24 protein-coding genes, 2 tRNA genes, 1 pseudogene and 2 CRISPR repeat arrays are annotated in these 24141 nt (G+C 69.7%); of the genes and pseudogenes, 16 read left to right on the top strand and 11 right to left on the bottom strand.

Annotated features, from left to right (window positions below; all coding sequences use genetic code 11):
* The first annotated feature begins 114 nt into the window (after positions 1-114).
* From ACFMQL_RS09880 to ACFMQL_RS09860, 5 genes are all read left to right on the top strand, one after another.
* Positions 115-336 carry a hypothetical protein gene (locus ACFMQL_RS09880; protein ID WP_378785332.1) on the top strand — a complete coding sequence of 74 codons (222 nt, stop codon included), beginning with the start codon at positions 115-117 and terminating at the stop codon, positions 334-336.
* Positions 337-364: 28 nt separating this feature from the next.
* A complete protein-coding gene (locus ACFMQL_RS09875) occupies positions 365-1237 on the top strand; it encodes a bifunctional DNA primase/polymerase (RefSeq protein ID WP_378785331.1) in 873 nt (290 codons plus the stop codon).
* A gap of 34 nt (positions 1238-1271) precedes the next feature.
* Complete coding sequence (locus ACFMQL_RS09870) at positions 1272-2594, top strand: DUF3987 domain-containing protein (RefSeq protein ID WP_378785329.1); 1323 nt, start codon at positions 1272-1274, stop codon at positions 2592-2594.
* A 173-nt stretch (positions 2595-2767) separates the two neighbouring features.
* Positions 2768-2995, top strand: coding sequence for a helix-turn-helix transcriptional regulator (locus ACFMQL_RS09865; RefSeq protein WP_378785327.1), 228 nt, complete (start codon positions 2768-2770; stop codon positions 2993-2995).
* Entirely contained in the window at positions 2992-4365 is a 1374-nt protein-coding gene (locus tag ACFMQL_RS09860) for a tyrosine-type recombinase/integrase (RefSeq protein ID WP_378785325.1), read from the top strand. Before ACFMQL_RS09865 ends, ACFMQL_RS09860 begins: the two co-directional genes overlap by 4 nt.
* A 68-nt stretch (positions 4366-4433) precedes the next feature.
* Positions 4434-5559: a CRISPR direct-repeat array (repeat unit 29 nt; unit sequence GGGACCATCCCCGCGTGCGCGGGGAGCAC).
* A 174-nt stretch (positions 5560-5733) separates the two neighbouring features.
* Here ACFMQL_RS09860 and ACFMQL_RS09855 read toward each other — a convergent pair.
* The 3 genes from ACFMQL_RS09855 to ACFMQL_RS09845 all read right to left on the bottom strand — a co-directional run bounded on the left by ACFMQL_RS09855 (position 5734) and on the right by ACFMQL_RS09845 (position 8827).
* A complete protein-coding gene (locus ACFMQL_RS09855; RefSeq protein ID WP_378785323.1) occupies positions 5734-6036 on the bottom strand; it encodes a hypothetical protein in 303 nt (100 codons plus the stop codon).
* Between the two features lie 4 nt (positions 6037-6040).
* Positions 6041-6601 carry a hypothetical protein gene (locus ACFMQL_RS09850; RefSeq protein WP_378785321.1) on the bottom strand — a complete coding sequence of 187 codons (561 nt, stop codon included), beginning with the start codon at positions 6599-6601 and terminating at the stop codon, positions 6041-6043.
* 438 nt (positions 6602-7039) lie between these two features.
* Positions 7040-8472: a CRISPR direct-repeat array (repeat unit 29 nt; unit sequence GGGACCATCCCCGCGTGCGCGGGGAGCAC).
* A 279-nt stretch (positions 8473-8751) separates the two neighbouring features.
* Positions 8752-8827, bottom strand: a tRNA-Arg gene (locus ACFMQL_RS09845).
* 1449 nt (positions 8828-10276) lie between these two features.
* Here ACFMQL_RS09845 and ACFMQL_RS09840 point away from each other — a divergent pair.
* Positions 10277-11329 (top strand): D-alanyl-D-alanine carboxypeptidase family protein, encoded by a 1053-nt coding sequence (locus ACFMQL_RS09840; protein ID WP_364069510.1) that lies wholly within the window; start codon positions 10277-10279, stop codon positions 11327-11329.
* A 2-nt stretch (positions 11330-11331) separates the two neighbouring features.
* Here the strand turns inward: ACFMQL_RS09840 and mscL are convergent, their stop codons facing one another.
* The 3 genes from mscL to ACFMQL_RS09825 all read right to left on the bottom strand — a co-directional run bounded on the left by mscL (position 11332) and on the right by ACFMQL_RS09825 (position 13221).
* On the bottom strand, positions 11332-11730 hold the full coding sequence (gene mscL, locus ACFMQL_RS09835) for a large conductance mechanosensitive channel protein MscL (protein WP_364069512.1): 399 nt from the start codon (positions 11728-11730) through the stop codon (positions 11332-11334).
* 85 nt (positions 11731-11815) lie between these two features.
* Complete coding sequence (locus tag ACFMQL_RS09830) at positions 11816-12418, bottom strand: flagellar biosynthesis protein FlgA (RefSeq protein ID WP_364069514.1); 603 nt, start codon at positions 12416-12418, stop codon at positions 11816-11818.
* Positions 12415-13221, bottom strand: a complete 807-nt coding sequence (locus ACFMQL_RS09825) for an S-methyl-5'-thioadenosine phosphorylase (RefSeq protein ID WP_364069516.1) — start codon at positions 13219-13221, stop codon at positions 12415-12417. The genes ACFMQL_RS09830 and ACFMQL_RS09825 overlap by 4 nt, the downstream gene beginning before the upstream one ends.
* Before the next feature lie 525 nt (positions 13222-13746).
* Here ACFMQL_RS09825 and ACFMQL_RS09820 point away from each other — a divergent pair.
* Positions 13747-13875, top strand: a complete 129-nt coding sequence (locus ACFMQL_RS09820; protein ID WP_378790278.1) for a hypothetical protein — start codon at positions 13747-13749, stop codon at positions 13873-13875.
* Positions 13876-13889: 14 nt separating this feature from the next.
* On the opposite strand, the pseudogene ACFMQL_RS09815 reads toward ACFMQL_RS09820, so the two are convergent.
* The 3 genes and pseudogenes from ACFMQL_RS09815 to ACFMQL_RS09805 form a co-directional block, all read right to left on the bottom strand.
* Positions 13890-14030 (bottom strand): annotated as a pseudogene (locus ACFMQL_RS09815) (FmdB family zinc ribbon protein); the annotation flags it as partial.
* Positions 14031-14099: 69 nt separating this feature from the next.
* Positions 14100-15599: a potassium/proton antiporter gene (locus ACFMQL_RS09810; RefSeq protein ID WP_378785318.1), complete on the bottom strand. Its 1500-nt coding sequence runs from the start codon at positions 15597-15599 to the stop codon at positions 14100-14102.
* A gap of 24 nt (positions 15600-15623) precedes the next feature.
* The gene (locus ACFMQL_RS09805; protein ID WP_364069522.1) at positions 15624-16193 is read right to left on the bottom strand and encodes a 5-formyltetrahydrofolate cyclo-ligase; all 570 of its coding nucleotides are present in this window, start codon (positions 16191-16193) and stop codon (positions 15624-15626) included.
* A gap of 24 nt (positions 16194-16217) precedes the next feature.
* Here ACFMQL_RS09805 and galU point away from each other — a divergent pair, with 24 nt between their 5' ends.
* The 8 genes from galU to ACFMQL_RS09765 all read left to right on the top strand — a co-directional run bounded on the left by galU (position 16218) and on the right by ACFMQL_RS09765 (position 21476).
* On the top strand, positions 16218-17120 hold the full coding sequence (galU, locus tag ACFMQL_RS09800) for a UTP--glucose-1-phosphate uridylyltransferase GalU (RefSeq protein ID WP_364069524.1): 903 nt from the start codon (positions 16218-16220) through the stop codon (positions 17118-17120).
* Positions 17107-18294: a gephyrin-like molybdotransferase Glp gene (gene glp / locus ACFMQL_RS09795; RefSeq protein WP_364069526.1), complete on the top strand. Its 1188-nt coding sequence runs from the start codon at positions 17107-17109 to the stop codon at positions 18292-18294. The genes galU and glp overlap by 14 nt, the downstream gene beginning before the upstream one ends.
* Complete coding sequence (moaC, locus tag ACFMQL_RS09790) at positions 18291-18767, top strand: cyclic pyranopterin monophosphate synthase MoaC (protein ID WP_364069528.1); 477 nt, start codon at positions 18291-18293, stop codon at positions 18765-18767. Before glp ends, moaC begins: the two co-directional genes overlap by 4 nt.
* Positions 18767-19246 carry a MogA/MoaB family molybdenum cofactor biosynthesis protein gene (locus ACFMQL_RS09785; protein ID WP_364069716.1) on the top strand — a complete coding sequence of 160 codons (480 nt, stop codon included), beginning with the start codon at positions 18767-18769 and terminating at the stop codon, positions 19244-19246. Before moaC ends, ACFMQL_RS09785 begins: the two co-directional genes overlap by 1 nt.
* 51 nt (positions 19247-19297) lie before the next feature.
* A complete protein-coding gene (locus ACFMQL_RS09780; RefSeq protein WP_364069718.1) occupies positions 19298-19951 on the top strand; it encodes a GNAT family protein in 654 nt (217 codons plus the stop codon).
* A 124-nt stretch (positions 19952-20075) separates the two neighbouring features.
* Positions 20076-20660 carry a hypothetical protein gene (locus tag ACFMQL_RS09775; RefSeq protein WP_364069530.1) on the top strand — a complete coding sequence of 195 codons (585 nt, stop codon included), beginning with the start codon at positions 20076-20078 and terminating at the stop codon, positions 20658-20660.
* Positions 20661-20710: 50 nt separating this feature from the next.
* Positions 20711-20784: transfer RNA gene (locus ACFMQL_RS09770), tRNA-Ala, on the top strand.
* A 314-nt stretch (positions 20785-21098) separates the two neighbouring features.
* A complete protein-coding gene (locus tag ACFMQL_RS09765; RefSeq protein ID WP_378785314.1) occupies positions 21099-21476 on the top strand; it encodes a VOC family protein in 378 nt (125 codons plus the stop codon).
* Between the two features lie 506 nt (positions 21477-21982).
* On the opposite strand, the gene ACFMQL_RS09760 is transcribed toward ACFMQL_RS09765, so the two are convergent.
* Together ACFMQL_RS09760 and ACFMQL_RS09755 are read right to left on the bottom strand one after the other, a co-directional pair.
* A complete protein-coding gene (locus ACFMQL_RS09760) occupies positions 21983-22849 on the bottom strand; it encodes an LLM class F420-dependent oxidoreductase (RefSeq protein ID WP_364069534.1) in 867 nt (288 codons plus the stop codon).
* Between the two features lie 19 nt (positions 22850-22868).
* Positions 22869-23474 (bottom strand): helix-turn-helix domain-containing protein, encoded by a 606-nt coding sequence (locus tag ACFMQL_RS09755; protein ID WP_364069536.1) that lies wholly within the window; start codon positions 23472-23474, stop codon positions 22869-22871.
* 145 nt (positions 23475-23619) lie between these two features.
* On the opposite strand from ACFMQL_RS09755, the gene ACFMQL_RS09750 reads away from it, so the two are divergent.
* Complete coding sequence (locus tag ACFMQL_RS09750) at positions 23620-24138, top strand: DinB family protein (RefSeq protein ID WP_378785312.1); 519 nt, start codon at positions 23620-23622, stop codon at positions 24136-24138.
* Positions 24139-24141 lie beyond the last annotated feature (3 nt).

Here is a 24141-nt window from a genome sequence, read left to right as displayed (position 1 = left end):
CTCACCCTGCTATCGCTAGCACCCCCGCTAGCAGCGAAAACCCATATCGGCCAGGCCGTTAGCACGCTAGCGGCCCTCCTCGACCACGCCCGATAACCGGCTTCGGAGGCCCTCGTGAACCCTGTCCTGCTCGCCGCTATCGCCCTGATCATCGCCACGTTCTGTTACGCCTCGCGGTGCTACGTGAGCCCGTTCGGACCCTGCCGCAAGTGCGACGGCAAGGGCCGCATCCCGCACCGCCGGGGCGCCCGCTACTGCCGCCGCTGCGACGCCACCGGCCTGCGCCTGCGCCTCGGCCGCCACGTCTGGAACTACGTCCGCCGCCTGCACCACTAGGGCCTTCCGCCAAGGAGCACCACCCCGCATGACACCTCGCCCGACCCGCCAGACGCTGCCGTACGCGCTGGCCGCCGCCGCCCGAGGCTGGCACGTCTTCCCGCTCACGCCGGGGGACAAGGTGCCGCTCAAGGGCTGGAAGTGGAAGGAGCACCACACGACCGACCCCGACACCATTCGCCGCTTCTGGGGCCGCACCCCGTACAACATCGGTATCGCCACCGGCCCGTCCCGCCTGGTCGTCATCGACCTCGACACTCCGAAGCCGGGGGAGCGGCCGCCGTACGACCGGCCCGGCGTGAACGACGGAGCCGACGTGCTGGCGTTGCTGTGCGAGGAGGCCGGCCGCCCGTTGCCGCTGGAGACGTTCCAGGTCCGCACCCGTCGCGGCGGCACCCACCTGTACTTCGCCGCACCCGAGGGACGGACGCTCGGCAACACCTCAGGAGCCAAGGGCCAGGGCCTCGGCTGGCTGATCGACACCCGCGCCGACGGTGGCTACGTCGTCGGACCGGGCAGCCACGTCGATCTCCCGGACGGCACCGGCACGTACGACGCCATCCACACCACCGACCCCGCGCCCCTGCCGACCTGGCTGGCCGAACGCCTCACCCGACCCCGACACGACGTGCAGCCGGTTCGCGTCACCGACGTCCTGGCCGCACTGGGCGACCGCTCCACCGGCTACGCCCTGACCGCTCTCAAGAACGAACTCCAGCACGTGCTGGACGCCCCGGTGGGCACCCGCAACCACACCTTGAACGCCGCCGCGTTCGCCCTCGGCCGGCTCGTCGCCACGGGCCTGCTGCCGCACCGCCTGACCGAGGACGCCCTGCACACCGCCGCCCAGGCCATCGGCCTGTCCCCCGAGAAGCCGCCGCCACCATCCGCTCCGGCATGACCGCCGGGGCGCGCCGACCACGCCGGGGGATCGCATGACCAACCCGCTCGACGCGAACACCATCCTGGAGAACCTCGACGCCCATGCCGCCATCACCCGCCTGCACCGCGACCTGGACGTGGGCCTGCCGGCCCCACCGCCGGCCGCCGACCCGGCCATGTTCTACGGCCTGCCCGGCGAACTGGTGAAGGCCGCCGACCCGTCCACCGAAGCCGACCCGGTCGGCGTGCTGGCCTCGGCCCTGGCCGCGTGCGGCGCGGTGATCGGCTCCGGCCCGTACGTCCAGATCGGCAACACCCGCCACCCGCTCCTGATCTGGCCCCTGCTGTTCGGCCGCACCGGCTCCGGCCGCAAGGGCCAGGCCACCGACACCGCCGAGATCTTCCTGCACCACGCCGGCATCGGCTACGCCGACTTGTGCGTCACCGGCCTGTCGTCCGGCGAAGGGCTGATCGAACGCATCCGCGACCCGGAGAGCCCGGACGACCCGGGCGGCACGATGGACAAGCGGCTGTCGGTGACCGAGCCGGAGTTCTCCACCGTCATGGCACGGGCCAAGCGCGAGGGCTCCACGCTCGGCACGATGCTCCGCCAGGCATGGGACGGACGGACGCTGGCCGTGCTGACCCGCACCGCGTACCGGGCCTCGAACCCGCACATCGCGATCATCGGCCACATCACGCCCAAGGAGTTCCGCCTGCGCGTGGCCGAAGCCGACATGGCCGGCGGCAGCTACAACCGCTTCCTGCCGATCTACGTCGAGCGCAGCAAACGCCTGCCCATACCGGAAGGCGTGCCGCCGGAGGTGCTGGCCGAGCTGAGCGGCAGGCTGCACGACGCCATCAAGCAGGCACGCCAGATCCGCCGCATCGCCCTGGACGCCGACGCCCGCGCGTTGTGGTCGGCCGAGCTGTACGAGGAGTTCACCGCCGCCGACGACGAGGACCACGCCTGGACGGAGTTCACCCGCCGCTCGGCCCCGTACTGCCTGCGCATCTCCGCCCTGTACGCCGCCCTCGACGCCCGCTCACACATCACCACCGCCGACCTGGAGGCAGCCGCCGCGCTGGTCCGCTACTCGATCGCCTCAGCCGTCTACGTCCTGGACAAGCAACTGCGCGACCCGAAGATCGACCGCATCCGCCGCGCCCTGGACCAGGCCGCCGGCACCGGCCTGACCCGCTCGGAGATCAGCGCCCTGTTCTCCCGCAACGTGCCCAAGCAGACCTTGGACGAGCTGCTGGCCAGCCTCACCGCCACCGGCCAGTACGAGACCTTCACCCAGCCCACGGGCGGCCGCCCATCGATCCGCTACCGCCGCACCCCGAACGAAGAAAGAAGAAACAACCCGTCATGACCCGCGCAGCACAGGACGACCTTCCACACGCCGGCCACAACGGGACCCGCTCACCACCACATAGGCGTCTCGCCCGACACCGCCCGCTTCTTTCTTCTTTCTTCGTCCCGATCTTCACCACCACGGCCTACCGCAGACCACCGAGCACGGGGCCGTACCGCACCCGATCAATCGTGATCCACAAGGAGCCGCTTTTGGCCACCGGCACCACCACCGCCCAACGAGGCATGCTCACCCTCGCCGACCTCTGCGCCGAACTCCAGATCTCCCGCTCCACCTTCTACGACTGGCGAGCCAAGGGCCGCGCCCCGCGCTGCCTGAAGCTCCCGAACGGCGACCTCCGCATCCGCCGCACCGACCTGGACCGCTGGCTCGCCACGATGGAGGACGTCGCCCGATGAACGACATCACCTACGACGTCCGCGTCTACAAGACCGAGACCTACAAGGGCAAGACCACGACGACCTACTACGTCCGCTGGAAGGTCGGCGGCAAGGCGTGGCGCAAACCCTTCAGAAGAGCCGCCCAGGCCGACACCTACCGCGGCGAGCTGCAGTCGGCGGCCCGCAGAGGAGAGGCGTTCAGCCGCGCCACCGGCGAACCCGTCTCCTGGGGCCGCAGGAGCGGCGCAGAGATGAGCTGGTACGACTTCGTCTGCCGGTACGTGGACATGAAGTGGAAGGCCGCCGCCCCGAAGTACCGGCAGGACATCGCCCGCGCTCTCACCGCCGCGACGCGGGCCATGTACAGCACGAGCCGGGGCAAGCCGGAGGACGCGGCCCTTCGCTCCGCGATGCACCGCTGGGCCTGCAACACCAAGCACCGCTCGGAAGCGCCGGAGGAGGTGCAGGCCACGCTGCGCTGGCTCGCCGCCAACACCAAGCCGATCTCGGCGCTCATCGACGATCCCGGCCTGGTGCGTGACCTCCTGGACGCCGCCACCTCCTGCCTCGACGGCCGGCGCGCGGCGGCCAACACCGTACGCAAGCACCGGATGGTGCTGTCCAACGCCCTGGACTACGCCGTCGAGCTCAAACTGCTGCCGGACAACCCGCTCAAGACCTTGAAGTGGAAGCCGCCGGCCGGCACGTACGAGATCGACCGGCGCAGCGTCGTCAACCACGACCAGGCCAAGGCCCTGCTGGCCGCCGTGGCGGCGCAGGAACCGAGCGGTCGGCGCCTGGTCGCCTTCTTCGCCCTCATGTACTACGCCGCCCTACGCCCGGAAGAAGCCATCAACCTACGCCGCGACGACATCACCCTCCCACCGCCGGACGAGGCGGACGCGTGGGGCGAGATCCACCTCCTCAAGGCCGCCCCCTATTCGGGGCGGCAGTGGACCGACAGCGGCGCAGCACGCGAGGAACGCGCCCTCAAACACCGCGCCGCAGGTCACGGCCGCACCGTCCCGATCCCGCCACCGCTGGCCGCCATCCTGCGTACTCACCTGGCAGACTTCGTCGACCAGGGCAACGGCCGCCTGTTCTACGGCGTACGCGGCGGGGACCTGCCCGTCATCACCTACCGACGTGCCTGGCGAAACGCCAGAAAGGCTGCCCTGACCGAGAAGGAGTTCGCCTCTCCACTGGCCGCCCGCCCGTACGACCTCCGCCACGCCTGCGTCTCCACCTGGCTGAACGCGGGAGTGCCGGCACCGCAGGTCGCGGAGTGGGCCGGGCACAGCGTGGACGTCCTGCTGCGGATCTACGCCAAGTGCATCGTCGGCCAAGACGAGCTGGCCAAACGCCGCATAGCCGAAGCCCTGGCCTGATAGCTACCTCTTCGCATGGGCGTGCTGGCGTCCCCGACACCAGCACACCCATCTATGCATGGACTTCTGAAATCAATCCCGCGTGCGTGGGGAGCACCGCGTATCCCGGACCGAGTACGTCGAAGGCGAGGGACATCCCCGCATGCGCGGGGAGCACGCGCAGCGCGAGGGCCCTTGCACGCCCCGATGGGGACCATCCCCGCGTGCGCGGGGAGCACCGCAGGTGGTGGGAGGTGAAGCCCTTGAACTGGGGACCATCCCCGCGTGCGCGGGGAGCACCACCGTGACCGGTCCAAGGGCGGCGAGTCGCAGGGACCATCCCCGCGTGCGCGGGGAGCACAGTCCGGTCTCGTTCAGCGTGATGACCTGCCCGGGACCATCCCCGCGTGCGCGGGGAGCACAAGGGCAAGGGCCGCCCCAAGCGCGACGACAAGGGACCATCCCCGCGTGCGCGGGGAGCACCTGATCCAGCCCGCGATGAACGCGCTGGTGGAGGGACCATCCCCGCGTGCGCGGGGAGCACCGAGTCCACGTGCCCCACGCTGCGGCCCTGACGGGACCATCCCCGCGTGCGCGGGGAGCACGCCGACCCGGCGAACTGGTGGACGCTGGCGGCGGGACCATCCCCGCGTGCGCGGGGAGCACTTCGCCGCGGCGAGCCCCGCCGTTGAGGTGACGGGACCATCCCCGCGTGCGCGGGGAGCACTAAGGGTGAGCCGGGTGTTGCAGGACCGGCCGGGGACCATCCCCGCGTGCGCGGGGAGCACAGCACATCAAGGACCTGGGCGACGGTATCGAAGGGACCATCCCCGCGTGCGCGGGGAGCACCCGCAGACTCCACGTAGATAGGGCGCATCGTGGGGACCATCCCCGCGTGCGCGGGGAGCACAGGCGCTTCACGAAGGAATGACGGACGGGGCTGGGACCATCCCCGCGTGCGCGGGGAGCACCTTGGGGTAGAGCTTGCGTGGGTCGGCCGGTAGGGACCATCCCCGCGTGCGCGGGGAGCACAGACGGCGTGGTCCGGCCGAGCTCGGCCAGCAGGGACCATCCCCGCGTGCGCGGGGAGCACGATCAACCTCATTGCCAAGGCCCGGATGGTGGGGGACCATCCCCGCGTGCGCGGGGAGCACCATGATCATTGCCTTTCTATGTATTCGGGGACGGGACCATCCCCGCGTGCGCGGGGAGCACTCTTCCTGACCTGCGTATTCATCGGCCAGTGGGCTGAGTTTTGAGCACTTTCACCGAATCGGACATTTGGGACTTCCGCGAGGTGGCTGGTTGGAGCTATGCGGTGGCACGGCATGAGTGTCGCACGTGCGGGAGCGTCGGCGGGTCTTTCCTGGAAGCTGGTGCTGGAGCCGTTCAGGTGAGCCGGTACGTGCGTTTGATGGTGGCGGCTTCTTCTTCGGTGACCTGGGTGGGGGTGCGGGCGAGGAGGGTGCGCAGGTCGTCCAGGATGGCCTGGCCGGCGGTGCGGGCTCGGGTGCTGAAGTGGGTGAGCTGGGCGTCGAACTGCTTGGCGGAGGGCCCGGTCCAGACCTTGCCGGTGTGGAAGGTACGGCAGGGGCGGTCGACGTCGGCGTTGATGTTCTCGATGAGTGGGCTGACGGTGCGGATGGCATGCTGGATCGCTTCGTGGAGCGGGTTGCTCACCATCGTGGGCATCGGTTCAGTCCTTGCTCTCGCCGGCTGAGGCCGTGGCGGCGGGGAGCAATTTGGGCGCGATGAGCTTCATCAGGGCTGCGGTGTCGGCGGCGTTGTCGCGTCCTTTCACGCCGTGGATGAGGTCGACGAGTAGTTCGTCGCGCTGTGTGACGAGGACGGCGATCGCCTTCCCGCTGTTGCCGTCGCCGACGGTGCCGTAGTAGCCGGTGGCACCGGGGACGATGTCGGGCAGGGGCGTCGCTCCTTGGTCGATCTCCTGTTGGACCTCGTCTGTGGAGTCGGCGGGGGCGAGCGAGATCTGGAGCACCTTGGTCTTGTCGCCGGTGGGTCGGTAGACGTAGCAGCCGCCGGTGGTGTCAGTGCCCCATTGCGTCGTGACGGCCTGAATGGTGTCGTTGCGCCGACGTAACTCCGGGCGCTTGGCCGCTATCCAGTTGCCGAGTTCCCGTATCGCGCTCAGCCGCGAGATGTCCAGGTTGAGGCTCAGCAGGAGATGGCGGATGTGGGGCTCGCTCCTGCGCAGTGTGGTCTCGGCCTGGCCGAGGTCGCGCTCGAAGTCGTGCATCAGCTTGGGATCGATGCCCGAGTAGTTCCAGTCGGGCGGCTGCGGGGTCGCCGGCGGGGTTCGCGATGGAGGCGCGGGTGTCAACGGAGGCTCTGGCGTGGATGAGGGCGTGGGTGCCGACTCGGTGCGGGCGGGTGGCTGCGGTTGCGGAGGCTCGGGCGACGGCGCAGGAGTCGGTGACGGCGGGGTCGTCATGTCGGGTCTCCAGCGCGTACGAGGACGTATCGATTGTCCCTTGAACGATCCCTTCCTACATAGGCCGCATAACGCACCAGCATGGCCATCCCCGCCTCAGAGCCGACCAGTCGCCAGAACGTACGCATGAGGCGACCCGCCAGGTTCACCCCCGATGAGAACACGTCCCAAAGCAGAACTGTCCCCTACCTCTACCGCGCTCGCGCGAAGCATGGACAAACCGAGCATGCACACATCAACTTTGGGATCATCCCCGCGTGCGCGGGGAGCACCGCCCACTGGTTCGGCACCAGGGCGAGGCCCTCGGACCATCCCCGCGTGCGCGGGGAGCACATCATGCCCCACGGCGCAAAAGACCTGGCTGAGGGACCATCCCCGCGTGCGCGGGGAGCACGGGTCGAACAACCTCCGCTTGGCGGGGCGGCCGGGACCATCCCCGCGTGCGCGGGGAGCACTGCCTCCCTCCCACGGGGCACAGCGAGCGGCCGGGACCATCCCCGCGTGCGCGGGGAGCACTGCCTCCCTCCCACGGGGCACAGCGAGCGGCCGGGACCATCCCCGCGTGCGCGGGGAGCACGGGTCGGCCGCCGTACGTACGACGTTGCGGACGGGACCATCCCCGCGTGCGCGGGGAGCACACCTCCCGCATGACCTCGGGGAGGCGGTTGAAGGGACCATCCCCGCGTGCGCGGGGAGCACACGCGCTTGACCCGTTTGCGGAGGTCGTCCGTGGGACCATCCCCGCGTGCGCGGGGAGCACCAGCGCCAGGCCGCGCATGTGGGCGCGGTGCGCGGGACCATCCCCGCGTGCGCGGGGAGCACACACACGAGAACGTTCGGGTTCGTTCGGCGTCGGGACCATCCCCGCGTGCGCGGGGAGCACAGCAAGGAGGGCTGGGCCGCAGGTTTCGACCAGGGACCATCCCCGCGTGCGCGGGGAGCACGAGGACCTGACGTCGCCCGACGGCCGCCTCAAGGGACCATCCCCGCGTGCGCGGGGAGCACGGCGATCCGGTCACCATCACCATCGAAGGAGGGGGACCATCCCCGCGTGCGCGGGGAGCACGTCTTCCTGCCGATCCCCGGCAAGGGCTTCCTGGGACCATCCCCGCGTGCGCGGGGAGCACGGGTCGGATCCCAACGCGTGGATCCGCTCCCAGGGACCATCCCCGCGTGCGCGGGGAGCACGTGACCTCGATGTTATGGTCGGAATCAACCCGGGGACCATCCCCGCGTGCGCGGGGAGCACACAGAAACGATCGTCCACGCCATGCCCGTGTCGGGACCATCCCCGCGTGCGCGGGGAGCACACGTTCGACAAGCGGATCGGACAAGCTGGAGCGGGACCATCCCCGCGTGCGCGGGGAGCACAACCGGATCTCGATACCGCTGCTGCTGGAAGGGGGACCATCCCCGCGTGCGCGGGGAGCACGCCATCCGCCCGGCGGGCTCGCGTCTGCAGACGGGACCATCCCCGCGTGCGCGGGGAGCACTGGGACGTGGCAGACCGTCAGGTCTACGTGCAGGGACCATCCCCGCGTGCGCGGGGAGCACAGATCTCCCGTCGCGCTTGACCAGCCCGTGCGGGGACCATCCCCGCGTGCGCGGGGAGCACACGTCGGAGCTGGAAGAGCTGACCGAGCCGCTGGGACCATCCCCGCGTGCGCGGGGAGCACTCTCTCCGACCTGCGCCTTTACCAGTCGGTGAGGCCGTTTTCGAGCACTTTCGTGGATTCGGGCATTCTGGACATGTCAAGTGGCTGAGGGTGGAGAGCGGGTCCACCGTCGGTGGGCAGTACTGGACTGCACACGAGTGTCGCACGGCCTCTGGCTTGCGCACGTATTTGGCACAGGCAGCCGCAAACGATCAGTCACAGCCGGACGCCGCCGGACACACGAAAAAGCCCTCGACCGACGTTTCCGCTGGTCAAGGGCACTTTAGTGCTGGTCGGACGTGGTGCCCCCGGCAGGATTCGAACCTGCGGCACCCGCTTTAGGAGAGCGGTGCTCTATCCCCTGAGCTACGGAGGCGGACTCCAGTAAGCCTAGCGAAAGTCTGGCACTGTGTGCGACGCCGGGGCGGGATCCGTTCGTCGGCGTTGGTTATGGGTGGTCTGAGCTGCGGTAAAGGCATGACAAGTGATCAGAATCGGGGTGTTCGGGGGTGGATAGCTTCTGGGCTGTGACTCGGAGGCGTAGTGCTCAGGCCCGTCGGCGGCCCGTGGTGTTGTTCGGTGCGTTGCTGGCGCCGGCCATCCTCGCGGGTGGTCTGCTGGCGGGGGAGGTGCAGGGGCTCGAGGCGGAAGAGGTGCCGGTGCTGGTGCCGTGGGGTGGGCCGCCGGTCGTCGGTGAGGCTCGGGCTGTGGCGTGGCCGCCGCGGTTGGTGCCGGCGCCGGATGTGCCCGAGCGGAGGTACGAGGGGGTCGTGCGGGTTCGGGTGCGGGAGGCGGTGGCCGTGCCGGTCGTACGGGGGGAGGCGCGGGTGCCGGAGAGGGCGGTCAGGAAGCCTCGGGAAGAGGTCGCCCCCGCTCCCGAGTCCACGGCCGATGGGTGTGCCGGGGAGTGGGTGGACACGTGGTTGTGGGACTTGTGCCGGGATTGGGAGAGTGAGCGGCGCCGGGCCCAGGAGGCATCTAGAGAGGCGCCTCGGGAGGGTGGTACCGGGGGTGAGGAGTCCACGGCGGAAAGGGATTCCTGGATTCCGTTTGTCGGTGTCGCATCTGGGCGCGCGGGCTGAGAGTGCTGTTTCCTTTCCGGTCGGCTGTTCGTGTCTGGTCGGCTGTTCGTGGTCGGGTCGAGTGGGGCGGTGCCTCCGCGCGGGTGAGGGTGGTTCCTCCTCGCATGTGGGGGGGCGGCTCGTCCTCGCGAGTGGGGGCGGTTCGTCCTCGCGGGGGGTGCCTGAGTGTCGGGTCTCAGGGGTGGGGGTTCGTTATCTCCATGCCGGTGGGTCGGTCTTCCTCTCCAGGTCTTCGTCTCGGGTGGGTGGGCCCTTGGTCCTCGGCGGGGGTGGCGGGCAGGGCTTTTGGGGGCGGGGCGGCGTGAGCTGTGCATCCGCGCCTGCTCGGGTCCCCAGGCGGCAGCCGGCGGTGCGCGCGGGCGGGTGGGGCTGTTGGGCTGTTGCTGGTGGGTGAAGGGCCTTGGGCGTCCGTAGCGGGTGGCGACGGAGTGTGGCGGGACTTTCGGGGCTGAGGGGTGTGCAGGCGTCGGTTCCCCGGCGGCATCTGTACGGGCTGTGATGGGAGCGAATGTCACGTGTCTTGTGGTGAAGGTGTGAACCTGTGGGCGCTGGAGGGCGTACCCGATGGTGTGGGGCTTGAGGGTTGCACAAAGGGGGCTATTCGTCTCATAACAGCTCTTCGGAGTTCGGTCCGGGCACTCGAAGGGCTGTAGTAACGTGCGTGCCTGACCCGGGTCACGAGTTTGCAAACGGAGGAGTCGAACGTGCCAGCCCCTCGATCAGCGGGTCTGATCGCGGTTGTCATGGCGGTGGCTTCTCTCCTCACGCCCGGTGGGCAGGCGCCGGCGCGTGCAGACGTACGGGTGCAGCAGGTCCAGCGGCAGAAGCCGGATCCGTCCAGCCTGACGGCGCTGCGGAAGGAAGCCGAGCGGTCGGCTAAGGAGCTCGAAGACGCCACTAGGGCCCTTGAGAAGCGGCGTGCCGAGATCGCGGCCTCCGAGAAGGAGCTCAAGAGCAAGCTGACCGCCCTGCAGAACCTCGAACAGCGGCTCGCCGTGATGCGGCAGCCGGTGTCGCAGATGGCCGAGCTGCTCTACCAGCAGCCGCTGATGGCGGGCGGGATCATTCCGTTCCTGTCCGGCGCCGCCGACGAGAAGACGCTGCGGGCGCTGATGGACGCGAACCAGATCGTCACCGTACGCCAGCACGCCGTCGAGCAGACCAGCGCGCTGTACCGGGAGGCCGAGAAGCTGGCCGCCGAGGCACAGGAGTTGCGCGCCGGCAACCTGCTGGCCGAGGCGCAGCTCGCCGCCGAGGTGGACACGCTGCGGAAGCGCTCCGACAAGATCGTGAAGTCGCTGACCGCGGCGCTGGTGAAGCTGGGCATCAAGGTCGACAAGGTGGGGCGGGCGGCCCTGGGGTGCAACCCGCTCAAAGCGGCCAACGCCGACCACTACCCGAACGGGCTCATCCCCCAGAGCATGCTCTGCCCCCTGCAGCAGAAGGGACACAGTCTCAGGGCGGACGCCACCATCGCGTTCGTCAGCCTGAACGAGGCCTTCAGGAGGCGGTTCGGCAGGCCGCTGTGCGTCACGGACGCGTACCGGAGCCTGGCCGAGCAGCAGGCGGTCTATTACCGGCGGCCCGGGTTCGCCGCCGTGCCCGGGCGGAGCAACCACGGGCTCGGGCTGGCCGTGGACCTGTGCGGCGGGGTGGAGCGGTCGGGCTCGCCGGAGTTCGTGTGGATGGAGAAGAACTCGAAGCGGTACGGGTGGTTCCATCCTTCCTGGGCCTACAGCAGCCCGTTCGAGCCATGGCACTGGGAGTACGATCCGAAGATCGACAAGCTCCTCTGAGGTCAGAGCGCGGGCACTTCAGAACTGCAGAAGGCGCAGCGGGAGGCCGCCCTGGGGATCTCCGACAGGCACTCGGGGCAGTCGCGCGTCGTGGCCTCGATCTTGGCGGCGTTGCGCTCCCTGACGTGCGTGTACGGCTTCACGACCAGGAAGTAGACCACCGCGGAGACGATCAGGAACGACACGACCGCGTTGATGAAGTTGCCGTACATGAAGTTGGACTGGCCGACCGTGAGCTTGAGCGAGGAGAAGTCGGGCAGGCCGCCGAACGCCGCGATCAGCGGCGTGAGCAGGTCGGCCACGAACGACTGCACGATCGAGTTGAACGCCGCTCCGATGATGACCGCCACCGCCAGGTCGATGACGTTTCCCTGCATGAGGAACTTCCTAAATCCAGCCATGGCATCAGATCGTAGTCTGCTGCTTACCCTGAGTGAGTTCTGTCGGTTGGTTCTGAGGGTTTCTGCTGGGGGTTGGTTCGGTGGGTCAGTTCTGCGGGGTGGCTCTCAGGGCGCCGAGGGTGATCGATAGGCGGGCGTGGGCCTGTGCGGTCGCCAGCTCGGCGGCCTGGGCCGGGGTCGTGGCCAGGACCAGGAGGGCGCCGTCTTGCGACGGGCCCGAGCGGGCGGGCCTCGGCACGGTGACCACCGTCGCGTCGGTGGCGATCTCGCGCGCCGGTGCCGCCTGGTCGCTCGCGGCCAGCACCGTGATGGTGGAGCCGGGCGCGAGGAGGGAGGCCGTGGCGGTGTCGGCGATGCGCACCGGAGTGGCCACCATGCCGGGAGGCAGGGGATAGGTGGACAGGAGGCGGACGTCGGTCAGCGGCTCGCCCCTGCGCATGGGGGTCGCCAGGGTCTGGCCTCGGGGGAGTGCGCGGACCGCGCCCGCGGGAGGAGGATCGAGGGCCGCGGGGCGGAAGTCGGCGGGGCTCAGCGGGCCCGGCCGCAGGTCGCGTACGGCCACCAGGACCGTGGGTGCGGCCGGGGCCGGGCGGGTGGCGAGGTAGGCGGTCACGACGGAGACGGCGGCGAGCGCCGCCGCGATGAGGCGGCGGCGACGGCCGTAGCGGGACAGCCAGGACCCGATCACGGCAGCTCGAAGGGGAGCTTGATGCCGTCGAGCGCATTGGGGCAGGGGCACGTGCGCTCTTCCGGCAGCGCCTCGACGGCCTGCGCGATCAGCGTGCGCATGCGCTGGACGTTCTGCGCGAAGAACCTCAGCACCTCGTCGTGGGTGACGCCCTCGCCCGCCTCTACGCCGGCGTCGTGGTCGGTCACCAGGGAGACCGAGGTGTAGCAGAGCGCCAGCTCGCGGGCCAGGATGGCCTCGGGGAAGCCGGTCATGCCGACGATGGACCAGCCGTTCGCGGAGAACCACTGGGACTCGGCGCGCGTCGAGAAGCGCGGGCCCTCGATCACGACGAGCGTGCCGCCGTCAACGGTCTCCCAGCCTGCCGAACGCGCGGTCTGCACGGCCACGGCCCGGCCGGACGGGCAGTAGGGGTCGGCGAACGAGACGTGGACCGCGCCGTCGGCGTCGTAATAGGTCTGGGGACGGCCGGAGGTGCGGTCGACGAGCTGGTCGGGGACGACGAGGGTGCCGGGGCCGTACTCGGCTTTGAGCGAGCCCACGGCGCTGGGGGCCAGCACCTGCCGGACGCCGAGCGAGCGCAGCGCCCAGAGGTTGGCGCGGTAGGGGATGCGGTGCGGCGGGAAGCGGTGGTCCCGCCCGTGCCGGGGGATGAACGCGACGCTGCGGGAGCCGATGCGTCCGACGGTGACGACGTCGCTCGGAGGGCCGTAGGGGGTGGTGAGCTCGACCTCCTCCGCGTCGTCGAGGAGGGAGTAGAAGCCGGAACCGCCGATGACGCCGATGTCTGCGCGAGTGACCATGGCCGAGAGAGTAGCCGGAGTGTTGAGGGGCGCGTTCGACTGGAACGGGTTCTGTGGATGGGCGGGCTGGTGTGGCGGTGGGCTGTGGACGACCCTGCCCGTGCAGGGCATGCCGGGCGTTGGTCAGTCGTTCCTGTGCGGGGCACGCTGGGCTGTGCTCAGTCGTCCCTTATCGTCGCCTGCGCGCGGATTCGGCTGTGGCGGGCAAGCCGGTGCGCGGGAGGGGTGGGTGGTGCTGTGCGCGGGTGGGGTTGGGGTGGGTGGTGCTGGTGCGCGGGTGGGGTCGAGGTAGGCAGCGCTGGTACGCGGGTGAGGCGGCGGCGGTTCTGCCCCAGGATGCGACCGTTGCGGGACGAGCCGCCCACGTCCTGCGGGCGCGAGCGACCGACGCCTCGGCCAACGTACGAAAAAGGGGAAGGCGGGGGGCGCGAAACGACGGATCAGCTGACCTGCGCTCAGCCGGGGAAAGGGGGCGCGGCGGGTCAGCTGATCTGGAACTAGTTGGAAGCGGCGGCGGGAGCGGGCGTGCTCGAAGAAGACGAGCCGGAGTCGGACGACGACTTGCTCTCCCCGGACTTCGACGAGGAAGAGGAGGAAGAAGAAGAGGACGACGTCGACGAGGTCGAGGACGACGAGCGGTTGTCGGTCCGGTAGAAGCCCGAGCCCTTGAACACGATGCCGACCGCGGAGAAGACCTTACGGAGCTTCCCCTGGCAGCTCGGGCAGACCGTCAACGCATCGTCAGTGAACTTCTGGACCACCTCGAGCTGCTCACCGCAGTCGTTGCAGGCGTACTGATAAGTCGGCACGCGCTCCTCCTTACAAGCTTTGGCACTCGAGCGATGCGACTGCTAATGGTAACCGATAGGTCCAAACACCTATTCCAGCCCCTGCTCGCCGTACCAGCCGGCCAGCTTGCCCCTGCGGTGTACGGCGCGCAGGCGGCGTTCGGCCTGGTCGCGGCAGGCGACGGTGGTGACGATGAGGAGCTGGTCGCCGGTGTGGATGCGGGTGGAGGGCGCGGGGACGAACGATCGGCCGTCCCGTACGACGAGGGTGACGGCGGCGCCGGCCGGCAGCCGCAGCTCGAAGATCTCGACCCCGTGCAGGCGCGACCCTTCGGGCACCGTGACCTGCATCAGGTGGGCGTGCAGCTCCTCAAGCGGAGCGGACTCGACGGACAGGTCCTGCGCCTCGGCGGGGGCGCTCACCCCGAGCAGCTTGGCCGCGTACGGCAGCGTCGGCCCCTGGAGCAGCGTGAACACGATGACGATCACGAAGACCTGGTTGAAGACGTCCTTGGAGCCCTCGATGCCGGCCGCCCAGGGGATGGTGGCGAGCACGATCGGGACCGCGCCGCGCAGCCCCGCCCACGACAGGAACGCCTGCTCGCGCCAGCTCACCCGGTCCACGTGCAGCACCTGGGCGAGCAGCGAGGCGGCGACGACCGAGACCGGGCGGGCGATCAGCACGAGTGCGGTGCCGATGATCAGACCGGGGACGATGGCCGACGGCAGCTCCTCGACGTCGGCCAGCATGCCGAGCATGACGAACAGCCCGATCTGCGCGAGCCACGCGGCGCCCTCCGCGAAGCTCCTGGTCGCGCCCCGGTGGGGGAGTCGCGAGTTGCCGAGGATGAGGCCGGCGAGGTAGACGGCGAGGAAGCCGGAGCCCTGGAGGAGGGCGGCGCCGCCGTACGAGATGAAGGTGAGCGCGAGGACGGCGATGGGGTAGAGGCCGGAGGCGGGCAGGGCGACGTGGCGCAGCGCGTACGCGCCGGCAGGGCCGACGGCGAGACCTACGGCGGCACCGATGACGAGCTGGAGCGCGGTGTTCCAGAGGAACGTGCCGACCGTGGCCGAGGCATGCGTCCCGCTGGTGAGCAGCACGACCGCGATGACCGTCGGGGCGTCGTTGAACCCCGACTCGGCCTCCAGCGCGCCGGCCAGGCGCGGCGGCAGCGGCAGCCGGCGCAGCACGGAGAAGACGGCGGCGGCGTCGGTGGAGGCCAGGATCGCGCCGATGATCAGCGCGGTCCGTACGTCGATGCCGAGCGGCCCGTAGACGGCGAACGCGAGCACGACGATGCTCACCGCCACGCCCACGGTGGCCAGCACCATGGCCAGGGGTACGGAACGCCGCACGCGCGACCAGTTCGTGGTGAGCCCGCCTTCGGCGAGGATCACGGCCAGCGCCCACAGCCCGATCTGCTGGGCCACCTGGGGGTTGTCGAAGGTGAAGCCGGACGACCCCAGGACCATCCCGAAGCCGAGGAAGACCAGGAGGCTGGGCAGGCCGGTGCGGTGCACCAGGCGTACGGAGGCGATGGCCGCGATGACGATCAGGGCGCCGAGAAGGAGGGAGAGGTTGAGCGTCATCCGGCCCCCTTCCCGGCCCCGCCGTCACATCAGCCTAGTGATGCCCGAAGGAGTGGCCGCATAGCGGACGCGCTGGTCATGGGGTTCGTGCGGGACGCCGTCGATGAGCTCGCCGTCGTGCAGCAGCGCCACGGTGGGGACGTTGGGGCCGACGCGAGCGAGCGCCCGGTCGTACGAGCCGCCGCCCCTCCCCAGGCGCACGCCGGTGACGCGATCGACGGCGAGTGCGGGCACGATGACGAGGGCGGCGGTGCGGATGGCGTCAACGCCGCGCCGGGTGTCGACCGGCTCCATGATCCCGTAGCGGCCGGGTGCGAGCGTGTCGGGCCCGTCGTACACCGCCCAGTCGAGATCGTTGTCGTCGCGCAGCACCGGCAGGATGACGGTGGCCCCGTGTTTCCAGAGAGCGAACACCAGCCCGTGCGTCTCCGGCTCCGACCCCGCCGACCAGTAGCAGGCCACCAGGCCGGCCATCTGCACCCACGGCTGCTCGAGCAGCGTTTCGCGGACCTTGATGGCGTTTGCGCGTACTTGTTCGGGGGAGAGAGCCGTACGCGCCGCGTTCAGCTCGCGACGGAGGTTCAACTTGTCCACAGATCCCTCCACTAGGGTCTAATCATGGCTGACTTCGACCCTGTGACGAAAGCCGTCGTGCCCGCCGCGGGTCTGGGCACCCGGTTCCTTCCGGCGACCAAGGCGACACCCAAAGAGATGCTGCCCATCGTCGACAAGCCCGCGATCCAGTATGTCGTCGAGGAGGCGGCCTCCGCCGGTCTGCTCGACGTCCTCATGGTCACGGGCAAGAACAAGCGCTCGATCGAGGACCACTTCGACCGGGCGTTCGAGCTGGAGGAGGCGCTCGAAGCCAAGGGCGACGAGCACCGGCTGTCCCAGGTTCGCGAGCCGGCCTCGCTGGCGACCCTGCACTACGTACGCCAGGGCGAGCCCCGCGGGCTCGGACACGCCGTGCTGTGCGCCAAGCACCACGTGGGCGACCACCCGTTCGCCTGCCTGCTCGGCGACGACCTCATCGACCGCCGCGACAACCTGCTGAGCCGCATGATCGAGGTGCGCGACACGTACGGCGGGAGCGTGATCGCGCTGATGGAGGTGCCCAGGGAGTCGGTCTCCCTGTACGGCGTGGCGACCATCGAGCCGACCGACGAGGAGGACGTCGTCCGCGTCACCGATCTCGTCGAGAAGCCGCCGGCCGACGAGGCGCCGTCCAACTGGGCCATCATCGGCCGCTACGTGATCGACCCGACGGTCTTCGAGGTGCTGGAGAACACCCCGCCGGGGCGCGGTGGCGAGATCCAGCTCACCGACGCGCTGCGCACGCTCGCCCAGCGCGGCTCCGACGAGGGCGGTCCCGTGCACGGCGTGCTGTTCAGGGGCCGCCGCTACGACACGGGTGACAAGCTCGACTATCTGCGGACGGTGGTGAAGTTCGCGGCGGACCGGGATGATCTGGCGCCGGAGTTCGTGCCGTGGCTGCGGGAGTTCCTGAATGAAATCAGTTGACGCGCATCTGGCCGAGATCCTGGCCACTGTACGTCCGCTGGCCCCCCTTGAGCTCGATCTGGAGCAGACGCTCGGCACCACGCTGGCCGAGGACGTCACCTCGCCGGTGCCGCTGCCCCCGTTCGACAACTCGGCCATGGACGGCTACGCGGTGCGCGCCGAGGACGTCGCGAACGCCCCGGTGACGCTGCCGGTGATCGACGACGTGGCGGCGGGCTCGCTGGAGCTGCGGGCGGTGGGGCCCGGCCACAGCGTGCGCATCATGACCGGCGCTCCCATGCCCGCAGGCGCCGACGCGGTGGTGCCGGTGGAGTGGACCGACGGCGGGAAGGTCAACGTCCGCATCGACAGGGCCGCCGAGGCCGGCAACGCGGTGCGCCGCGCCGGCGAGGACGTCCAGGCCGGAGAGGTCGTGCTCAAGGCAGGCACCGTGATCGGGCCCGCCCAGCTCGGCATCATCGCCGGGGTCGGACGCCGCCGCGTACGCGTGCGCCCGCGGCCGCGCGTCGTCGTCATCTCGACGGGCGCGGAGCTGGTCGAGCCGGGTAACCCGCTGTCGCCCGGGCAGATCTGGGACTCCAACAGCTACACCCTCACCGCCGCCGTACGCGAGGCCGGAGCCGACGGGTTCCGCGCCGGGTCCGTCGGGGACGATCCCGGCGTCCTGCTCGACAAGCTCGACACCCATCTCGTACGCGCCGACGCGATCATCACCAGCGGCGGGGTGTCGATGGGCGCCTACGAGCCTGTGAAGGAGGCGCTGTCGCCGCTGGGCACGGTCCGCTTCGAGAAGGTGGCCATGCAGCCCGGCATGCCCCAGGGCTTCGGCGTGCTGGGGGACGACCAGGTGCCGATCTTCGCACTGCCGGGCAACCCGGTGTCGTCGTTCGTGTCGTTCATGCTGTTCGTCAAGCCGGCGCTGGACAAGATGCGCGGGCTGCCCGGCGGCATGCCGCCCACCGTGACCGCGCGCACCTCGGGGCCGCTGCGCTCGCCGTCCGGGCGGCGGTCGTTCCTGCGCGGGGTGCTGGCCGGCGACGGCACGGTGGCGCCCGCTCACGGGCAGGGCTCGCACCAGCTCGCCGCGCTGGCCTCGGCCAACGCGCTGATCGTGGTACCGGAGGACGTGACCGAGGTCGAGGCGGGAGCCTCGGTGGAGGTGATCAGGCTGTGAGCGAGCTGACGCACATCGACGAGACGGGCGCCGCGCGCATGGTCGACGTGTCGGCCAAGGACGTCTCTGCCCGGTCGGCCGTGGCCACCGGGCGGGTGCTGCTGTCGGCCGAGACGGTGGCGCTGCTGCGGTCGGGCGAGGTGCCCAAGGGCGACGCGCTGGGGGTGGCCAGGATCGCCGGGATCATGGGCGCGAAGCGTACGCCCGATCTGATCCCGCTGTGCCATCCCATCGCGCTGCACGGCGTGAAGGTGGAGCTCGACGTCCAGGACTGGGGCGTGGGCATCACGTGCCGGGTGAAGACCGCCGACCGCACCGGGGTGGAGATGGAGGCGCTGACCGCGGTGTCCGTGGCGGCGCTTGCGCTCATCGACATGGTCAAGGCGGTCGATCCCGGTGCGGTGATCACCGACGTGCGGGTGGAGGAGAAGCTCGGCGGGAAGACCGGGCGGTGGACGCGGGACGGTTCATGATGCGGGCCTTGGTGATCACGGTTTCGAATCGGGCGTCCGCCGGAATTTATGCCGATAAATCCGGACCTTTGCTGGTCGAGTTGCTGCGCGAGCAGGCCGGTTGTGACGAGGTCGAGGGGCCTGTGGTGGTGCCCGACGGCGAGCCGGTCGAGGCTGCGCTCCGTGACGGGGTCGCGGGCGGATATGACGTCATCGTGACCACCGGCGGCACCGGGTTGACGCCGACGGATCTCACCCCGGAGATGACCGCTCGTGTCATTTCTCGGGAAATTCCCGGCATAGCGGAGGCAATACGGCTGGCTAATCGCGACAAGGTGCCCACCGCGATCCTGTCCCGTGGTTTGGCCGGTCAGGCTGGGCAAACCTTGATCGTAAATTTGCCCGGATCCTCCGGTGGCGTACGGGATGGCGTCGCCGTACTCGCCCCCATTCTCCGCCATGCGGTGGACCAGATCCGAGGCGGAGATCACCCGCGTTGACGGGGATTCGGCCCCTCACCCCGTGGCGACATCGTGCCCGATAGGGGGATGATGAGAGTTGTGGATCGACTTCGTGGCTGGCCGGCGACACTCAACGAAGGTCCGGTAGGCCTCCGGCCGCTACGGTTGGGCGACGTACGCGTGTGGCGTGAGACGCGCGTGCGCAACGCCGACTGGCTGCGTCCGTGGGAGCCGAGCAATCCCGAGACGCCCCTGTTCAGGACCGGTCTCGGGCCCTACATCTCCATGGTCGGCACCCTGCGTCGCGAGGCTCGTCAGGGGCTGGCGCTGCCGTGGGTGATGACGTACAACGGGCGGTTTGCCGGACAGCTCACCGTTGGTGCAATTGTGTGGGGATCTGCCCGTTCTGCGCAGGTCGGCTACTGGATCGACGGGGCGCTGGCCGGCCGCGGCATCACCCCCACCGCGCTCGCCATGGCCGTTGACCATTGCTTTTTCACCACCGGATTGCATCGGCTGGAAGCGAACATCCGTCCCGAGAATCACGCCAGCCGTAGGGTGGTTGAGAAGCTCGGATTCAGGGAAGAAGGCATTCGGCGGCGCCAACTCCACATCGACGGAGCCTGGCGCGACCACATTTGCTACGCGCTGACCGTCGAGGACGTTCCCGGCGGGCTGCTCGTGCAATGGCGTCGCGCGCGTGAGTCAGCGGCTCACGGGGGGTCCTCCGTCGAAGAGGTTTGACGATCTCGCGACACACCGCACCGAATGCTCGTCAATCAGTGACACGCGGTCTTACGGTGCGTGACGTGAGCACATTCAAGGCGCGACGAGCACGACCGCGTCTTTGTGCTGCCCGGAGGTGGTCGTGAGCCCCGTCCTCCTCTATCTGGCCATCGTCGTCATGTGGCTCTGCGTCCTCATTCCGATGTGGCTGCGCAGAGACAAGGCGAACCTCCAGGAGCTCGCCGAGCTCGAAGAGTATTACACCGGCGAGCACCAGCTGCCCGATCTCGACAACCTCGCGCCGTCCGACCACGACGAGGACGACGGCGCACCGCCCGTCGAGATCGAGAAGGTCGACGTCCGGCAGTTCCGGCTCCGGCGGCGCGCCATCATCGTGGCCCGCCGGCGGCGCCTGCTCTTCTTCACCACGCTGCTGGTGCTGGCCTCCATCGTGACGGCCGCCGTCAAGGTGATCCCGTGGTGGGGGGTGGCGCCGTCCGTCGTCATCATGCTGACGTACATCGTGTTCCTGCGCATTGCGGTGAAGGTCGACATGGAACGCCGCGAACGCGCCCGTCAGGCGCGCGCCGAGCGCCAGCGGCGGCTGCGCGAGCAGCGCCGCGCCGCCGCCGAAGCGGAGGCCGAGGTCATCGACTTCACCCCGGTGCATGAGGACGTCCTCTTCGATCAGTACGCCCAGCCGCCGAAGAGAGCGGTGGGCGACTGAAAAGGATGGCGCGAGGACCCTCTGGGGTTTGGTAATCTAGTCGAGTCCTTGGGGATGTAGCGCAGTCCGGTAGCGCACTTCGTTCGCATCGAAGGGGTCAGGGGTTCAAATCCCCTCATCTCCACAAGGCCAGAGGCCGCTTCCGAGAGATCGGAAGCGGCCTTCTGCGTTCCTGGGTGACTACCTGAGTGTCTATGTGTCCTGCCGGCGGTCGCCTGCCGCCTTCGTCCTGAAGTTCACGGTGGGGCTTGAGAGCAGCCGCGCAGCGCCTCGGCATGGCCAGGGTACGGCGGGACTTCTTGGTCTTGGTGTCGCCTCCTTCTCGGACGGTGCGCCAGACCATGATGGACGGCGGTGTGCTGTCCGGGTTGACGTGCGACCAGGTGAGCGCCCGTAGTTCCTCCGTGTGAATTGACCACCAAGCCGAAAGGGACATAGATGGCGGTATTGCGGGAGATCGTGTTCCACTGTGAGCGGCCGTCTGCGCTGGCCCGCTTCTGGGCACAAGCGCTGGACGGATACGAGGTACGACCCTACGACGAGGCGGAGATCGAACGGCTCGCCAGCCTGGGCCGAACACCCGAGACCGATCCCAACGTGGCCGTGGACGGCCCTGGGCCGATTCTGTTCTTCAGCGAAGTCCCTGAGACTGGAAACCCCGGCAACCGCATCCACCTCGATCTCATCGCCGCCGACCGGTCGGCTGAAGTCGAACGGCTGATCACGCACGGCGCATCGATGGTGCGCGAGTTCGACTCCTGGACGATCATGAGAGACCCGGAGGGCAACGAACTCTGCGTCGCTGACCCACGCTGAGGTCACAAGCCGGAACGGCCAGAGGAAAGCGATCATCCCTCGGGCGGGAAGCGATCTTCAAGGCTTACCTCCCGTACCTGGTCAGACCAACTCGTGAACACCCCACCCAGGCCGAAGGTCGCTTCCGAGAGGTCGGGAGCGGCCTTCGGCGTTGCCGGGTGACCGACTGAGCGACCATCGGCTCAGGTGCGACGATGATCACCATGTCGAAGCTCGAGTGCTCCTACGGGGCACCGGAGCGCGGGTGGTCTGTGGTCAGCATCGGCATTGAACCGGATCGTGCCCAATCCCGTCGTCCCGTGGGGTCGTTCCCACACCGAACGTCACGCACGTGCGTTACACCGTCAACGGGCGTGCGCCGCTCGTACTCGACGACCGGGGAAGCGGCGGACGGGCGCCGGCGCGGCAGAACGCTGCGGGGTGACCGCGGCGGCGTGCAGGCGGTGCCGCTGTGCTGCCGGGCGCGGAGGACGTCTCCCGGTGGAGCGCCGCCCGCGATGTTCCGGTCAGGTGAGCCGGCGCGCGGCCTGGGCGACGGTGTCCACGGTCTCGGGGGTCCAGGGTCCGGTGGTGAGGACGACGACGTGGTCGATGCCGAGCGGGGTGAAGGCCGCGCAGCGGTCCGCGAAGGCGGCGGCGCTCTCGCCCGGCTGGAGCCGGGTCGCCATGATCTTCTCGATCTCCTCGTACGGCCGCCCTATCCCTTCGCACAGCCCTCGCAGCACCGCCAGTTTGCGGCGCGTGGTCTCGCCGCCGTCGGGGATGTCGAAGACGTTGCAGGCGTCGGCGTAGCGGGCGACCAGCGGCAGCGTACGCTTCTCGCCGGTGCCGCCGATGAGGATCGGCGGATGCGGACGGGAGACCGGCAGGGGGCTGCAGACCGGGGCGTCCAGGGCGTAGTGCTTCCCACGGTAGGGCCGGGTGTCGCCCGTCCACAGCCGCAGCGCGATCTGCAGCGTCTCCTCCAGCCGGTCGAACCGCTCGGGCAGCGGCGGCAACGGCAGGCCCATCGCGGTCGCCTCGTCGGCCTGGTAACCGGCGCCGATGCCGAACAGGGCCCGCCCGCCGGAGATCACGTCGAGCGTGGTGACGGCCTTGACCAGCAGTGCGGGCGGGCGGAACGTGGCCGCGCTGACCAGCGTGCCCAGGCGGATGCGCGAGGTGCGCGCGGCGAGGTAGCCGAGGGTGGTCCAGGACTCCAGCATCTCGGTCTCGTGCGGGCGGGCGCCGTACGGGTCGGTCTGCAGCACGTGGTCGGCGACCCAGAGCGCGTCCAGGCCGCCCGCGTCGGCGGCCTCTGCGATCTCGCCCAGCCGTTCGGCCATGGTGCCGTCGCGCCAGGAGAAGTTGGTCACGCTGATGCTCGTCTTCACTCTCCGGGTTCCTCTCCGATCATGCGCTGAGACCTCGGCGGAGCAGGGCGTAGCCGCTTCGGGTACGGGCGGCGACGCGGTCCGCGAGCGCCTGCCCGGTGGCGCCGGCGAGCACCTGTTCCCGGGTGTAGGCGACGAGGGACTTGTGGACGCCGAGGATCAGGTGAGCCGCCGTCGCCGCGTGCTCGCCCAGCGCGGTGGTGCGCGCGATCACCTCGGCGAGTGCGGTCGCGGCGTGGTCGTAGGAGGCTCGCTCGCGCGCGAGCAGCGCGGGGCTGGCGGCGATCATGCGGCTGATCCCGGCCAGCCGCTCATCGCCCTCGGCCGACAGCGACGTGGGCTCCTGGTCCAGCAGGAACGCTTCGGTGGCGTCCACGACTCCTTGCCCGTCCGGCCGGTGCTCGATGGCAGCGATCAGGCGGGTCCAGAACCGGTCGAGCCGCTCGAAGACCAGGTCTTCCTTCGTACGGAAGTAGTTGAACACGGTCGCGTCGGACACCCCCGCCGCGCGCGCGACCTCGGCGACCGTGACCTCGTCGAACCCGCGGGCCAGGAACAGCTCAAGGGCCGCGTCGGCGATCGCGGCACGGGTGCGCTGCTTCTTCAGCTCGCGGAGCCCGCTCACGCCGTGGCCAGGGGGCTCGCGTGCAGCTCGGCCTTATCGACGCGGGCCTGCGCCGCGCGCACGTCGTCCATGGCTAACCTCCTCAAGCCTGGGGCACTCAAGCTTAGAGTAACTCTAAATTTAGAGACGCCGTAAGATTGGTCTCATGGTCTGGACCGCTCCTCCTGTCACCCGTGCCGACGAGCCCTTCGTCGCCGGCGAGCGCGCGATGCTGGAAGGGTTCCTCGACTGGCATCGCGGCACGCTGCTGCACAAGTGCGCCGGGCTCACCGCGGAGCAGCTTGCCGAGCGGGCGCTGCCGCCGTCCAAGCTGTCCCTGCTCGGCCTCGTACGCCACCTCACCGACGTCGAGCGCACCTGGTTCCGCCGCCGCTTCGCGGGCGAGCCGATACCCAGCCTCTACAGCAGCCCCGAGAAGCCGGACGCGGCCTTCGACGAGGCCGATCCCGCGCGTGCGGAGGAGGACCTGGCCGCGCTGGTCGCCGAGCAGGAGGCCGCGCGCAAGGCCGTCGCGGGACTCTCGCTGGATGCGATCTTCGACAGCCCGCGCTGGGGGCCGATGTGCCTGCGCTGGGCGTACGTCCACATGAACGGCGAGTACGCCCGCCACAACGGTCACGCCGACATGCTGCGCGAGCACATCGACGGCAGCACCGGGACATAGCGG

This window comes from Nonomuraea fastidiosa, assembly GCF_042751225.1.
In the GTDB taxonomy this organism is placed as follows: domain Bacteria; phylum Actinomycetota; class Actinomycetes; order Streptosporangiales; family Streptosporangiaceae; genus Nonomuraea; species Nonomuraea fastidiosa.
The sequence above is the reverse complement of the archived record's forward strand: the minus strand, read 5'-3'. Positions and strand labels throughout refer to the sequence as shown.

What these genes read in the sequence shown, in the direction of transcription:
- ACFMQL_RS09875 (WP_378785331.1), top strand. Translation starts at nt 365, where the DNA reads ATGACACCTCGCCCGACCCGCCAGACGCTGCCGTACGCGCTGGCCGCC.
- ACFMQL_RS09870 (WP_378785329.1), top strand. Translation starts at nt 1,272, where the DNA reads ATGACCAACCCGCTCGACGCGAACACCATCCTGGAGAACCTCGACGCC.
- ACFMQL_RS09860 (WP_378785325.1), top strand. Translation starts at nt 2,992, where the DNA reads ATGAACGACATCACCTACGACGTCCGCGTCTACAAGACCGAGACCTAC.
- ACFMQL_RS09855 (WP_378785323.1), bottom strand. Translation starts at nt 6,036, where the DNA reads ATGCCCACGATGGTGAGCAACCCGCTCCACGAAGCGATCCAGCATGCC.
- ACFMQL_RS09850 (WP_378785321.1), bottom strand. Translation starts at nt 6,601, where the DNA reads ATGCACGACTTCGAGCGCGACCTCGGCCAGGCCGAGACCACACTGCGC.
- ACFMQL_RS09840 (WP_364069510.1), top strand. Translation starts at nt 10,277, where the DNA reads ATGGCGGTGGCTTCTCTCCTCACGCCCGGTGGGCAGGCGCCGGCGCGT.
- mscL (WP_364069512.1), bottom strand. Translation starts at nt 11,730, where the DNA reads ATGGCTGGATTTAGGAAGTTCCTCATGCAGGGAAACGTCATCGACCTG.
- ACFMQL_RS09825 (WP_364069516.1), bottom strand. Translation starts at nt 13,221, where the DNA reads ATGGTCACTCGCGCAGACATCGGCGTCATCGGCGGTTCCGGCTTCTAC.
- ACFMQL_RS09810 (WP_378785318.1), bottom strand. Translation starts at nt 15,599, where the DNA reads ATGACGCTCAACCTCTCCCTCCTTCTCGGCGCCCTGATCGTCATCGCG.
- galU (WP_364069524.1), top strand. Translation starts at nt 16,218, where the DNA reads ATGGCTGACTTCGACCCTGTGACGAAAGCCGTCGTGCCCGCCGCGGGT.
- glp (WP_364069526.1), top strand. Translation starts at nt 17,107, where the DNA reads ATGAAATCAGTTGACGCGCATCTGGCCGAGATCCTGGCCACTGTACGT.
- ACFMQL_RS09785 (WP_364069716.1), top strand. Translation starts at nt 18,767, where the DNA reads ATGCGGGCCTTGGTGATCACGGTTTCGAATCGGGCGTCCGCCGGAATT.
- ACFMQL_RS09780 (WP_364069718.1), top strand. Translation starts at nt 19,298, where the DNA reads ATGAGAGTTGTGGATCGACTTCGTGGCTGGCCGGCGACACTCAACGAA.
- ACFMQL_RS09765 (WP_378785314.1), top strand. Translation starts at nt 21,099, where the DNA reads ATGGCGGTATTGCGGGAGATCGTGTTCCACTGTGAGCGGCCGTCTGCG.
- ACFMQL_RS09750 (WP_378785312.1), top strand. Translation starts at nt 23,620, where the DNA reads ATGGTCTGGACCGCTCCTCCTGTCACCCGTGCCGACGAGCCCTTCGTC.